This is a genomic window from Nitrospirota bacterium, assembly GCA_004296885.1.
Lineage (GTDB): Bacteria > Nitrospirota > Nitrospiria > Nitrospirales > Nitrospiraceae > SYGV01.
In genome coordinates this window covers 563,689-577,390 of record SCVN01000023.1, presented here as the reverse complement: position 1 = coordinate 577,390, position 13,702 = coordinate 563,689, and the positions used below count along the sequence as shown (strand labels likewise).

Here is a 13,702-nt window from a genome sequence, read left to right as displayed (position 1 = left end):
GCGGCGGCGATTCAGTCGGCCGACGTGCAGGCCTCCAGTCTTGCGTCGCTGATCGAAGCCGCCCCGGTGGGCCGATGAAGGACATCAGCGAACAAGACCTGAAAACGAACCTTCGGCTCGTGGCGAAACAGGGACCGACCCATCGGACCATCGTGTCGGTCGGGCCGGCGGAGATCGGCGGCGGCCGGGTCGCCGTCATGGCCGGACCCTGTGCGGTGGAGGGGGCGGAGCAGGTTCTGGCGATCGCGAAACAGGTGAAAGCCGCCGGCGCCGCCATCCTGCGCGGCGGGGCCTTCAAGCCCCTGACGTTCCCCTATCGCAACGAAAAGATGTTCGAGCTGCGGGAGCGGGGCCTGGCGTTTCTTCAGGAGGCGGGACGGCAAGCCGGTCTGCCCGTGGTGTCCGAAGTCGTGGATGTGCGGCTGGTCGAGATGGTGGCCGGCTATGTGGACATGATCCAGATCGGCTCGCGCAGCATGCAGAACTTTCCCTTGCTGGAAGAGGTGGCCAAGACGGGCAAGCCGGTGCTGCTCAAGCGCCATTACGGCTCCAGCTTGCGGGATTGGCTCGGCGCAGCGGAGTACTTGCTCTACAACGGGAACAGCCGGGTGGTCCTCTGCGAGCGCGGCGTCGTCGCGCCGCACACCCACCAGCCCGCGTCGCGCTTCATCGTGGATTTGCAGGCGGTGCCGGCCCTGCACGAGTTCACGCACCTGCCGGTGATCGTGGATGCCAGCCATGCCACGTTCCGGCGCGAGTATGTCGCGCCCATCGCCAGGGCCGCCGTGGCGGCGGGGGCGGACGGATTGATTCTGGACGTGCACCCGGTTCCGGCTCAGGCGGCGGTGGACCCGCTGCAAGCGCTCGACTACAAGGCTTTTGGACAGCTCATGACCGAGGTGCGCGGGATCGCGGCGGTCCTGGGGCGGGCGGCGTAACGATGAATGGTGAATGGTGAATGCTGAACGATGAATCACAATCTTTGAAACCCGATTCTTCCATTCAGCGTTCAGCATTCATCATTCTGCATTGAAGGAGACGGCCATGGTGAAGACCTGTTCGCTGCAAGACGTCGTGACGAACCAATTGGATGCCCGAGCCACGTCATCGCAGTGGCTGGCCGGCATCGTGGGGGAAAATCCGTCGAAATATGCCAAGAGTCCCTCGATCTGGAATCCGGTGTTGCAGGCGATCGGCCTCGACGCTTTCTACAGTCCCTTCGACGTCGCATCGGCGAACCTGGCGGCATTCGTGGAGGCGGTCCGGCAGGATCAGCGCATGAAAGGCTTCAGCGTTACGATGCCGTACAAGACCGCGATCATTCCGCTCCTCGATGAACTGGATGGTCGGGCGAAGTCCATCGGCGCGGTGAACGTCGTGGTGCGTCGGAAGGACGGCCGGCTGGTCGGCGCCAACACCGACGGATCCGGCGGTCTGGCCAGTTTGACCACGCCGCTCTCTGCGGAGGGGGAGCCCTTCATCCGGCAGTTGCAGGGGAGCCGGGTGCTGCTGATCGGCTCGGGCGGGGCGGGCAAGGCCCTGGCCTGGTATCTGGCGGAGGCGATCGGGGCGGGGACGCTCTATGTGGCGAACCGGAGCCGGAGTAGCGGGGATGAGCTGTGCCGGTCGATCCGGAGCGTCAATCCCACTGCGGTCTACGTGGAGTCCAACGCGATCGGGATCACGGCGCGGAAGGTCGACTTGGTCGTCAATGCGACGACCGTCGGACAGTCGGGAGTCAGGCTCCTGACCGAAGGCCGGGTCATCTGTCTGGAGCCCTACTCGCCGCTGGTCAACTCCAATCCGGCCCAGGTCCGTGCCGCGGCGGGTCAAGACCCCCGGAGCGTCTATGAAGCCTGTTACAGGGACTCGTTGCTGGATATTCAAAACAACAACCTCCGGTCCGCATCGCTCATGACCCAGGTTCCCGCTTCGGTCCGGTTCCTGGATATCGTCTACTCGCCGCTGGAAACGACCTTGCTGCGGCAGGCGCGGTTGTCGGGGCACCAGACGCTGAACGGCAAGGGGATGAATATCTGCCAGGCGGCCGACGCCCTCTTTCACTGGGTGTTCCAGTCCCACTTCGAGGAGGCCGGCCGGTACGAAACGACGACCTACCGGTCCATCGTGGAGCGGATGTGTTCGGTGTGGTGAGGATTGACGATTGCCAGCATTGACGATTGAGCGGCATTGAGCGTTCCGGTCAATCGTCAATCGACAATTCCACAATCGTCAATTTTCGAGGGAACATGGCGCAGGCAAAACGAACCGGCGGCATACAGGGAAGCAGGCGTCGCTCCTATGTGCTGGCCCGCATCACGGACAGCCATCTGGGCGACCTCAATGCCGCCAAGCGTCTGGTGGACGCGGCGGTGCAGAGCGGCTGCGACGCGATCCGGCTGGACAAGCGGTCGGCCGAGCAGGGAGTCGTCCGGTCCGTGCTGGACCGGCCTTTGTTGAAGTACCCCCGGTTGGGGAAGACCGTGCGCGGCGTCGCCCAGGAATTGGAGTATTCGCCGGAGGCTTTGCGGGAACTGCGGGACTACTGCGCCGGCCGGGTGGACTTTGTCGTGGCGCCCTTCACGCTCGACTCGCTGGCCGTGGCGGATGCGTTGGAACCGGACGGCCTGATGGTGGATGCGGTGGCCGCCAGCAACTGGCCGTTGCTCCACGCCATGGCCAGACGCCAGAAGCGCGTGTTCCTCGCCACCGGGCTCCTGACCGAAGCGGAGATCGAAGAGGCCGTGGAATTGTTCAACGGGCACAACCTGGCCCTCTTGCACAGCGTCTTCTTGAAACCGTTCGAGGTCAACCTGGCCTACCTGGGCGTGGTCGCCTGGCTGGAGCAGTTCGGGCGGCGGGTGGGGTACACGGACAACGAGCCGGGCGTCACCATGGTGATGGGTGCCTTGGGGCTCGGCGCCTCGGTCATCGAGAAAGCCCTGACCCTGGACAAGGATCTGGATCTCCCGCGCGGCGGCGGCTTGAGTCCGGCCGAGATGAGCCGGCTGGTGGCCACGATCCGGGAGACGGACAAGGAACCGCTGGCCGATATTCGCAAGAAGCTCATCGCGGCGCAAAGCGACACGTTCGACGACGACCAGGTTTCGCTGGTGGCGGCCAGGGCGATTCCCGCCGGCACGGTCCTGACCGAGGAACTCCTGTCCCTCAAAGCGCCCTATCGAGGCCTGAGCCCCAGACTCGCGCCGGATGTGGTCGGGAAGAAAGTGTTGTACGACCTGGAGCCGGACGACTTCATCACCTTCGGGATGCTGGACCTCTCATGAAGGTTGAGGCTGAGGTTAAGGCTGAGATGAGGGCTACGGCGGAGGCGAAGTCTGAACTCGACCTTAACCTCAACCTGGGTTGCCCGGAATGATCTCCATCATTGTCCGCACGAAGAATGAGCAGAAGTGGATCGGGCGCTGCCTGGCCGCGATCACCCGGCAGGCCTTCGCCGAGTACGAGGTGATCCTGGTGGACAATGCCTCGACCGACGCGACCCTCGACATTGTGCGCCGGTTCGAAGTGAAGGTGGTCTCCATCTCGGACGGGGAGTTCACCTTTGGCCGATCCTTGAACGTCGGCATTCAGGCGGCCAAGGGGGACTTCATCGCCATGGTGTCGGGCCACTGCATTCCAGCCACCGACCAGTGGCTCTATCGTCTCTGGCGGGGGTTTCAACTCGATCCGGCCGTGGCCGGCGTGTACGGCAAGCAAGAGCCGCTGCCCGACACCAACAGTCTGGACAAGCGGGATCTGCTGACGGTGTTCGGGCTCGAACGCCGGGTGCAGGAAAAGGATTACTTTTTCCACAACGCCAACTCGATGATCCGCCGGTCGGTCTGGGAGCGCATCCCGTTCGACGAAGAGATCGCAGGCGTCGAGGATCGGGATTGGGCCCGACGGGTCCTGGATCAGGGCCACAAAATCCTCTACGAGCCCTATGCCTCCGTGTACCACCACCATGGGATCAATCACGGCGGGGACAGCAAGCGGGCCGATCGTGTGGTGCGGGTGATCGAACTGATCCACAACGGCCGTCCAGAACCGGTTGGCCCGCAAGTTCTTCGGGGAGCACAGCGATGAATCAAAACATGAAGAATCATGCACAAGTACATGTTGTTGCAATTATTCCTGCTCGTGGTGGATCGAAGGGTCTGCCGGGCAAGAACCGCCGGGTGCTGAACGGGAAGCCTCTCCTGGCCTACAGCATCGAAGCGGCCAAGGCCTGTCCCTTGATCGACCGGGTCCTCGTCACGACGGACGATCCGGCCCTCGCGGCGGTGGCCGAGGAATATGGGGCGGAGGCCCCGTTCATCAGGCCGCCCGACTTGGCTCAAGATGACACGCCGACCGAGCCGGTCCTCGCCCATGCCGTCGAGTGGCTGGAGCGGGAGGAGGGTTACAAAACCGACATCGTGGTGTTCTTCCAGCCGACGGACATCTTCCGGAAGAATCGGCTGGTGGAGCAGGTGGTCCGACGGCTGCTGGAGGACGAGAGTCTGGACTCGGTCTTCGCCGCCTACAAGACCCACAAGAATTTCTGGCGCAAGCAGGACGGGAAGTGCATCCGGCTGGCTCCGGACATCAGCTACGGGCCCAGGCAAAAGCGGGAAGCTCTGTATCGGGAGGACACGGGCCTGGCCTGCGCCACCAGGGCGAAATTTATCAAGCAAGGGCGCCGGCTCGGCGACCGGGTGGATTTGGTCGTGACCGACGATTACTGCACCGGTGTGGACATCCACGATGAGTTCGACTTTTGGTTGGCGGAAGAAATCCTCCGCCAGGGCAAGCGGACGGTCAACGACTGAGGAGAAGCGCTAATGGCCTATCGCTTATGGCAAGAAAGATCGGAGCTCTGCATCGCTGGCCATAAGCCATACGCTCTTCAGGCTCTTGTGAGTTTGTAAATGAGCACCATCGCCATCATCCCGATCCGCGGCGACGACCCGCAGGGCCAGCCGGACTTCAAGTTGGGCGGGCGGCCGCTGCTGGCCTACACGGTGGAGGCGGCCAAGGCCTCGCGGCTGATCGAGCGGGTGATCGTCACGACCGACAATCCGGACATCGCCAGATTGGCGCAGGATTGCGGCGCGGAGGTCCCGTTCCTCCGTCCCGTCGAACTGAGCCGCCGTGACGTGACCTTGGGGCAGGTGCTCAAACACGGCGTCGAATGGCTGAAACGGGAAGAGCGGTACCGGACCGACATCGTGACGCTCTTGGAGATCACGCATCCCATCCGGGAAGAGGGGTTGATCGACCAGGTGCTGGAGGTGCTGCTTGATCAAGAACTGGACTCGGTGTTCACGGCGGTGGAGGAGGGCCAGACGTTCTGGCGGATGGACCGATACGGATCGCTTGTGCGCGTGGGGGACGCCGAGGACCTGCCCCGGCAGAACCGCGAACCCCTGTATCGCGAGATGGGCGGGATCGTGACCGCCACGCGCGCTCCGTTCATTCTGGACGGCAAACGGCTCGGCAAGAAAGTCGGGCTGATCCCGCTGCGCACGCTGAGCGCGAGGGTGGATACGCGCGACGAGGTCGGCTTGTTTCTGGCCCGGCATCTGACGCTGACCTCGGTATTACGTTGAAGACCGGGAGCCGTCAGCCCTCGGCGAGAATGAGAAGAGGCTTGGCACGGTGTCGAGCTGAGAGCTGACGGCTGAATACGGATTGCTGATCGTGGAGAAATCTGATGCAGCCTGGCTGGTGTCTGATCTGCGGCTCGACGCGCGCCAATGAGTTCGCGAGGAAAGACGCGGACCGTTTCGCGAACCGCCTGAGCGGGCAGGATCGGGCCGTCGTGCGCTTCGTCATTTGCGAAGCCTGCGGGCATGTCTACCAGGACCCGATCCTGGATGCCGACGATCTGGAGCGCTTGTACACCGACGACTACCGCCCCTTTTTCAAGACGGAGACGGCGCTGGCCAAAGAAATCGAACGAGGGCGGGCCATCGGCGACGATCTGGCGCCGCTGGCTGAGCGAAGGACGCAAGGCCGGACGGTGCTGGATATCGGCTGCGGGTCGGGCAGCCTGCTCGCGGCCTTCAAGGAACGAGGCTGGCAGGTCTTCGGGATCGACCCAGTGCCAGCCTGGACGGAGTTTGCCCGGCGCTTGGTGGACGGTACGGATCAGACGATTGTGACCGGACAATACGGACCGGAGTCGTTCCCGGGGCGGCGCTTCTCCCTGATCCTGTTTTCCCATACGGTCGAACACATTCCCGACCCGATTCCGATGCTTCGGACGATGCACCGTCACCTGGCGGAGGACGGCCTGTTGTTCGTGGCTGCGCCGGACCTCCTGCAGCCTCCCTCGAAGGAGAAGCTCTTTCGAGGCCATCTGGCCGGCGCCCATGTGCGGCTCTACAGCCGGCGTGCGCTGCGAACCGTCTTGGCTCGGAGCGGGTTCAGAACCGAAGCCTCGCTGTTTTTCCAGTCCGATTATGGGCAGGGGATCATCGTGCGGCCCATGGAAGGGGTGCCGGATCAACCGGTGGATGATGCGGCCGCTGTTCATGCCCTCTACAGGGGTCTGGGGGCCACGGACTCGCCCGATTTTCTGGGGTACAACCTCGCCGCCATTGCGCGGAGACAGCGGGTGGCCATCGAGGCGCTCTGCATGAAGGTCCCTGATCGGCACGTCCGGCTTGAGCCAGGCCTGCAGGGCGGCTTCTGCCTGCTCGTGACGAACGAGGATGGCGTGGCGATCCCGGTCGTTCGCTCGGGGGAGCTGGATGGCTTCCGGCCGGTGGATGTCGAAACCGACCAGTGTTCTTTGCCGGAGGGAGCCACGCTGGTCCAGCTTGGCCTGGGGTCCGGCGAACTGGCCATGGCGCTCGCGGGACGCCTGCGGCAGAGTCAGCATCTGGTCATCTGGGAGGCGGATGCCGCCTTGGCCAAGGCCGTCCTGATGGCCGTGGATCTGAGTCCTCTCTGGGCCTCTGCGCAAGTCACCCTGTTGGTAGGCCGCCACGTTCACCTGATGGCGGCCCAGCGCCGGCGGATGATGAGCCTTGCCAGGCTGTTTGTAACCGCCTCGGCCGGCCGGTGGAACAGAGACCTCTATCAAGGCTTCATCGATCTGTTGGGCGTGCAGGAACCACAGCCGGTTGCCGTGGCATCCGTGACCGGCAGGACCAACTGAGGAGGGGCGATGCACGAAGTTGCCTGCTGTCCAATTTGCGAAAGCCCATCCCGTAACGAGCTCGTCTCGTTTCCACGGGACCCGTACCTGAAGCGGCTGCCTGCAAGAACGGATCACACCGTTCACTATGTCGTGTGTTGCGGCTGCGGCTTCGTCTATCAGCACCAGATGATGGACGAAGCGGAGATGGATCTGCTCTACACGAGCCGGTATCGCCCCGATCAACCGGACCCCGGCTATCTGAACGCCAACCGGGTCTGCGCCCTGGAGGTCTTCTCGTGGATCGCCTCCAAGACCGGCATGAGCGGCCGGGACCGGTCGGTGCTGGACATCGGCTGTGCGACGGGGATGTTCCTGCGGCCCTTCGTCCAGCAAGGCTGGAATGCCGTCGGACTGGACGCAGGAGGGGAGTGGATCGACTATGGGAAGCGCGCGTTCGGCCTGGATTTGCGCTCGGAATTCTTTACGAGCGAGAGCTTTCCCGGCCGGCAGTTCGATCTCATCCTCTTTTCCCACGTCATCGAACATGTGCTGGACCCAGCCCCCGTCCTCGAGGCGATCCGGCAGAAGCTCACCGACGGCGGCTATCTCTTCATCGGGACTCCCGATGTGCTGGCTCCTCATCGCAAGCTCTACCCGGGCCTTTTCGGGGGCGACCATGTGAGGTTGTTTTCATCGCGGACGCTCCGAGCCTATCTCAGACGGTGCGGGTTTAGAGTGGTCACCATTGAGACCCATCAGCCGAGAGGGCTGCGGGTACTGGCCATGAAGGCGGATGGTCCGCCGACGCCGGACTGGCGCGAGAAAGACGATTGGAGGGCGGTGCATGCCCTGTATCGGGGGCTCTTCAGCCCTGAGAAAGCGGTCCTGTTAGGGCGGAACCTTGCCGCGCTCGTCGAGCACCACGAGCCGGTCTTGCAGGAAGCCTGCAAGTGGCATGACACGCGACAGTTCCATGCCAACCAAACAGACGAGGGGATCGACAACATAGGGAAGGACAAGACGGACGGGGCCATCGCCTGGCTCTACGGGGCGGAAGGGAGTCGGGCCAGGGCCCATCGATGTCTGTCGGGCGGACTAATGCCGGATGGCTCGATCGACCACGTCTTGCTGATGGGTCTTGGCCTGGGACACCTGGCGGAATTGCTCGATGCGCACCTGCCTCCATCCTGTCAGCTTCTGATCTGGGAAGCGGACCCGAGCTTGTTTGCCACGGCGATCCGGTGCCGAGACCTCTCGACGCTGTTCCGCTCTCCGCGTGTGACCTTGCACGTCGGATCGGATGTGAGCTTCATCCGCCGGATCGCCCGGGAGCGGGGAACCCTTCGCGCGAGGAAATTCAAGGATCCTCAAGTGGGATCGATGAGGCACCCCTTCTACGAAGAGTTCGACGTCTTGCTCAAAATCGGCTCACGCCGCCAGACAGACCCGTCGGCTGACCCGGATTCCACGGAGACCATCTGTGCACGGGGCTGACCAGCCTGGAAAGGATATGCAATGAAAGCCACTGCCTGCCTGATCTGCGGAGCGAGCGACGGAGAACTCCTGGTCCGCTACGAGCAGGATCCGTATCACCGGCATCTCGACCATCTGCACGAAACGCCCGTCACCTATGTGGTCTGCCGGCGCTGTGGTTTCGTCTACACCAACCCCATGCTGGATGAGCAGGAGCTCACGACGCTCTACGGGGACAAATTGCGGCCCCATGCCCCCGATCCTGCCTACCTGAAGGCCAATCGGAAGGTCTACCTGGCTCGGTATCAATGGGTTGCCAAGGAACTCGGGCTGCCGCAGGACGGCCAGCCGGCCCCGTCCCTCCTGGAGGTCGGCTGTGCGGCGGGTGTCGCCCTCTCGGTCTTTCGGGAATATGGATGGCAGGTCTGCGGGATCGAGCCGGCCGACACCTTTGCGTCCCATGCGCGGGAGTCGTTCGGCCTGGACGTGCAGACCGGATTTTACGGGCCCGGCTCGTACGAGGGGCGGACGTTCGACCTGATCATGTTTTCGCAGGTGCTGGAGCATGTGCCGGACCCGGATGCGCTCCTGCGCCAGGCGCGCATCAACCTCAAGGATGACGGCCACGTGTTTATCGGCGTGCCGACCTTGATGCGCCCGCTGCGTCCGGTCCATCCGCAGACGCTCCAGGCGGTGCACCTCTGGATCTTTTCCCTGCCGACCCTCCGTCTGTTGCTGGAGCGGAATGGACTTACCCCCGTCGCGCAGACCTATGACCACAAGGGGCTCCTGGTCCTGGCCAAGAAGGCGGAGGTGCGAACGGGCTGGCGCGAAGGAGCGGGCGACAGTCCGGAGCGGGTGATCCGGTATTTCCGCGAGTTCACGGCCGAGGACGGCCAGTACGCGCGCAACCTCGCCGCGCTCAAATCGATCAACAAGGACCGGGGCCGTCCCCCGGACTTGGATGCGGACCTCTCGGCGGTGACGGTGGAGCAGACTTCAAGCGGATACCTCAACCTCTGTGAACGGACGCATGGGGAGCCGCGACACCTCTACGACAGAGACCCGCGCGACATCGCCCGGCGTGTTGTGGAACGCATGGATTTCGGAGTCGAAGGCGTGGTGGTGCTCCTGGGCTTGGGGCTGGGCTACCTGGCCACGGAAGTCTTGAGTCGTCTGAATCGCGGTCACGTCCTGATCGTCTGCGAGGCCGACCCCCGCATCTTCCACGCGGCCATGTTTCATCAGGATCTGACGGGGTTGCTGAACGACGAGCGGGTGCATCTGGTGGTGGGGGACGACCTGCCGCGGCTCGATTATATCCTCAGCCTCTGCAGCAAGCCGATGTTCGTCACCGACAAGCTGCGCATCGTCCGCTGCGGGTTCAGCGCCCGGTGGCACCAGACTCTCTACGCCCGCTATGAAGAGCGAGTGAAGGAACGGATGAAGGTGCTGGAAATCAACCGGAATACGATCGGCGGGTTGGGGCTGCGCATGTTGAAAAATGTCCTGGACAACGCCCACCTCACCCTGGACATGCCGGGGGTGGCCCGCTTCACCGGTCTGTTCAAGGGGAAGCCCGCCATCATCGTCTCAGCCGGGCCCTCGTTGGAAGCCAACTTTGACCTCCTGCGGGACGCGAAGGGGCGGGCGGTCATCATTGCCTGCGACACGGTGCTGCGCATGCTCGTGCCGAACGGCATTGTGCCCGACATTACGATCACGGCCGATCCGCACGAGATGACCTACCGGAAGTTCCGTGACCTGCCCATGGATCCCGACTCCATCCTGATCTGCCACCCGGCGAATTATCCGGACATCTTCCGCACCTTCGCCGGGCGCCGCTTCACCACCGATACGCACCTGACGCTCTACAAGTTCCTGAGCCGGTTCTGGGCCTCGAAGGGGCGGGTGGATCACCGGTCGCAGTCCAGCGCCCATCAAGCCTTCAATGCCGCCACGCTCCTCGGCGCCGACCCCATTATCTTTGTCGGTCAGGACCTCTGTTTCTATCGCGACAAGAAACACGCCGGTAATTTGACCAAGGAGAGTCCGTCCAGCGTCACCGGCACGCCGCAGGATCGGGAGCAGGCGGTGGATATTCTGGGGCGGCCGGTCGAGACGTCGACGCTGTTCCGGAGCTTCAAAATCATCCTCGAAGACATGATCCGGGAGAGTCCCGCGCGAGTCATCAACGCGACGGAGGGCGGGCTGGGCCTGAAGGGGAGCGAGGTGCTCACGTTGCGGGACGCCCTGGCGGAATGTTGCCCCGTGGAGCCCATCGGCGTGGCCGAGCGGTTCGCGTCCGTGTCGAAGGATGCGCCGGGCGAAACAGACCGGGCCGGCCTGCGCGCCGAGGTCGCGCGGATTGACGCGGAGGCCAAGGAGACGCTCAAGGTCGCGCAGAAAATGCTGACCTACGTGGAACGTGCCGAGCGGGTGATCCAGCGAGGCAAAGAAAATAGCAAGCGGGCGGAGTACTTGTCCGAAATGGCCGAGCGACAGAGCCAGCTGATGGAAGGGCGCCACGAACTCATGGGTCTGCTGGTCGAGGGGGCCTATCTCCTGGAACTCTATATGACGCGGGAGTCCACCCTGTCCATCGACCAGATTGCCGATCCCAAGGAGCGCTTCAAGCGGCAGATCGAGCGAGCGCTGACCTACTACCGAGGCCTCAAGGATGCGCTGACGCCCTTCGCGGAGGGGACCAAGCTCCTCCTGCAACGATTGGACGAAGTGGAGCGGCTGCTCGGGCTTCCGTCCGAGACCGTCGAGCAGCGGCTTCAGATCGCCTTGGGATACAAGCAGCTCATGGATTATCCCCGCGCCCAGGAGCTGTACCGGCGGCTCATCGAGGAAGCGCCGCAGCACCTGGAGGCGTTGTTCCACCTGGGCGATATTCTTTACCGCTGCCATCGGCCGCATGAGGCCTTGCCGCTGCTCAAGCAGGTGGCGGCGCGAGCGCCCCGCTATATGAATGTGGGAGAACTGATCCGCCTCTGCCGTGAAAAAACCGATGCCTGGGCCGTCAAGACAGCCGAGGCGCGGGCGGTGCTGGAGTCGCGCGCGCAGAGGCTTTCCGGAGCCGACGCGCTTCGAGCCGAGGCGGAATTTTATCGGCTGGCCGGCGACCGGACCAGGGCGGAGCGAAAACTGACGGAGGCGATCCGGGTGGCGCCGACCGGCCCGGAGGCCTACATAAGCCTTGCCAGGCACTATGAAGCAACCGGAGATCTGCAGGCGGTCGTCGCGGTGTTTGAGGAAGGCCTGACCGCTTGTCCCGAGAGCCCCTCGCTGCTCAAGGAGCTGGGATTGTTCTCGCTCCGTCACGACCAGGTTCATCAGGGCGCCGAGTTTCTGTGCGCCGCCGCCGCGCTCGACCCGTCTCTCTGCGAGGAGGCGGGAGACCTGCTCTATCAGGTCTCCTGTTATATGTCGGCGGGAGAGCTGTTCGAGCAGGCGCTGCGCCGTCATCCGGAGAACGTGGCATTGATCCTCAAGGCCGCCGCGGCCTACCGGCAAGCGACCACGACCGCGAAACCGGCGTTGGCGATGGAGGGACGATGAACGCGGCGGTGGACCCCGTGATGCTCAAGCACCGTCCGGATCTTTCGCTGGCCTATGCCGATGTGAAGGGGCTTCAGCCGAACATGAGCCCGACGGTCTTCGCGGCGCTCCAGGAAACGATCGCCACGGTCCAGCGGCCGACCATCTTGGAAACCGGGATCGGCCTCTCCACCTACCACCTGTGCGACCAGATCCGGACGACCGGCGGCACCTACATCGGGATCGAGCATAACTGGAGCTGGTTCGAAGTCGTGGAAGCGTGGATTCGACGCCTCCTCACGCTGCACGCGGGGGGCGTTCCCGTCGAGCAGCGGCGGTTTATCGGCCCGCTCCGGCCCAAGTATTATCCCAAGCCGGTGCTGCACGTGGACTCGCTGTTCCTGGCCGGACCCTTGACGGTCAAGCTCCTGCTCCGGCAGGCCACGGGGATGACCGGCGACGGGACCGCCGAGGAGTTTCACGAGTATCTGGAGGCGATTGCAGGGCCGGTCGATGTGGCGATCGTGGATGGACGTGCACGCATTCCGACACTGGAGCGCATCGCCACGCGAGGAGTGCTCCGCCCGGGAGGCATGCTGTTTCTGCACGATGCGGCCACCTATCGGAAGGTCGCCGAGACCCTGTTCCCCGGGGGACGGTTCCTGGAGGGAAGGGGCGGCTTCAAAAATGCCCTGAGACCGGATCAGCCGGCCAGGGCTCTGGTACCCGATGAAGCCTACCTGTGGCGCATATCCCCGGAAGGCAACGCCTCCCATGCCTGAACTTGCGGCAGTGCACCAGTACAAACAGGCCGCCCGCATCACCTACCCGCAAGGGAAGCCGGTCGAGTTCTGCCCCTGGCTCAGGACCGAGAGCCTGGAAACGCACGTCCTGGTCTCCGACTTGATCCATTCGCTGGGGGTACCGTCCGGATCGGCGGCGATCGCTGCCGCCCGGCGCCGGAAGTTGGAACAGCAGGCCGGCGTGGAACGGGTTGTGGATCAATATGCGGCCGACGGAACGCTGTTGGCCAGCCACGCCAAGCGGGTGGCGCCGGGTGAAATCTGGCGTCTGTCCTTGGGGCTGACGCCTCAATCCGGCCTGGAATATGGCCTCCTGGTGTTTCGCGGCCCCTATACCCTCAACCATTTCCAGATCGTGGGGCCCGGAACTTTCGCTACCTGCCATTCACGCCGGCACCCGCTCGAGGAATCGGCTTGGCGGCACGTGCGCTGCATCCCGTTTCCGCTGCAGCCGGGGGCGCTCTTGTCCCTGTTCCTGATGAACCGAGGCAGCGGGGACAACCGCATTGCGATCTCGCGGCTGACGGAGAGGCGACGGGTCTCGACGCTCACCGCCGACATCCCGAGACTCGGATGCAAGATCGTCTGTCTCAATCGCCTCCTGGAAGGGACGGTCTTTGACGGGACCGCTGCGCGCTTTCTGGTGGAGTCCACCTATCCCTACGACTTGTATACCCTGAGCGAGCGCGACGGAGCGGCAGCGGAAGCGTTCTCGATCCAGCACATCAAGTGAGGGCGCGCTGAGCGC

The 13,702-nt window shown here is 63.8% G+C and carries 11 protein-coding genes; all 11 read left to right on the top strand.

Annotated elements, in window-relative coordinates; translation table 11 throughout:
- Window positions 1-74 precede the first annotated feature (74 nt).
- The 11 genes from aroF to EPO61_15785 all read left to right on the top strand — a co-directional run bounded on the left by aroF (window position 75) and on the right by EPO61_15785 (window position 13,687).
- Window positions 75-938 carry a 3-deoxy-7-phosphoheptulonate synthase gene (gene aroF, locus EPO61_15835; protein ID TAJ07423.1) on the top strand — a complete coding sequence of 288 codons (864 nt, stop codon included), beginning with the start codon at window positions 75-77 and terminating at the stop codon, window positions 936-938.
- A 106-nt stretch (window positions 939-1,044) separates the two neighbouring features.
- Window positions 1,045-2,154 carry a shikimate dehydrogenase gene (locus EPO61_15830; protein TAJ07422.1) on the top strand — a complete coding sequence of 370 codons (1,110 nt, stop codon included), beginning with the start codon at window positions 1,045-1,047 and terminating at the stop codon, window positions 2,152-2,154.
- A gap of 95 nt (window positions 2,155-2,249) precedes the next feature.
- Window positions 2,250-3,287, top strand: coding sequence for a hypothetical protein (locus EPO61_15825; GenBank protein TAJ07421.1), 1,038 nt, complete (start codon window positions 2,250-2,252; stop codon window positions 3,285-3,287).
- An 88-nt stretch (window positions 3,288-3,375) separates the two neighbouring features.
- Window positions 3,376-4,089, top strand: coding sequence for a glycosyltransferase family 2 protein (locus EPO61_15820; GenBank protein TAJ07420.1), 714 nt, complete (start codon window positions 3,376-3,378; stop codon window positions 4,087-4,089).
- Window positions 4,086-4,814 carry an acylneuraminate cytidylyltransferase family protein gene (locus EPO61_15815; GenBank protein ID TAJ07419.1) on the top strand — a complete coding sequence of 243 codons (729 nt, stop codon included), beginning with the start codon at window positions 4,086-4,088 and terminating at the stop codon, window positions 4,812-4,814. The genes EPO61_15820 and EPO61_15815 overlap by 4 nt, the downstream gene beginning before the upstream one ends.
- Window positions 4,815-4,913: 99 nt before the next feature.
- Complete coding sequence (locus EPO61_15810) at window positions 4,914-5,594, top strand: hypothetical protein (GenBank protein TAJ07418.1); 681 nt, start codon at window positions 4,914-4,916, stop codon at window positions 5,592-5,594.
- Between the two features lie 104 nt (window positions 5,595-5,698).
- Window positions 5,699-7,150: a class I SAM-dependent methyltransferase gene (locus EPO61_15805; protein ID TAJ07417.1), complete on the top strand. Its 1,452-nt coding sequence runs from the start codon at window positions 5,699-5,701 to the stop codon at window positions 7,148-7,150.
- Window positions 7,151-7,159: 9 nt separating this feature from the next.
- Window positions 7,160-8,626, top strand: coding sequence for a class I SAM-dependent methyltransferase (locus EPO61_15800; protein ID TAJ07416.1), 1,467 nt, complete (start codon window positions 7,160-7,162; stop codon window positions 8,624-8,626).
- A 21-nt stretch (window positions 8,627-8,647) separates the two neighbouring features.
- A complete protein-coding gene (locus EPO61_15795) occupies window positions 8,648-12,172 on the top strand; it encodes a DUF115 domain-containing protein (protein ID TAJ07415.1) in 3,525 nt (1,174 codons plus the stop codon).
- Complete coding sequence (locus tag EPO61_15790; GenBank protein ID TAJ07414.1) at window positions 12,169-12,933, top strand: hypothetical protein; 765 nt, start codon at window positions 12,169-12,171, stop codon at window positions 12,931-12,933. The genes EPO61_15795 and EPO61_15790 overlap by 4 nt, the downstream gene beginning before the upstream one ends.
- Complete coding sequence (locus tag EPO61_15785) at window positions 12,926-13,687, top strand: hypothetical protein (GenBank protein ID TAJ07413.1); 762 nt, start codon at window positions 12,926-12,928, stop codon at window positions 13,685-13,687. The genes EPO61_15790 and EPO61_15785 overlap by 8 nt, the downstream gene beginning before the upstream one ends.
- The last annotated feature ends 15 nt before the right edge of the window (window positions 13,688-13,702 follow it).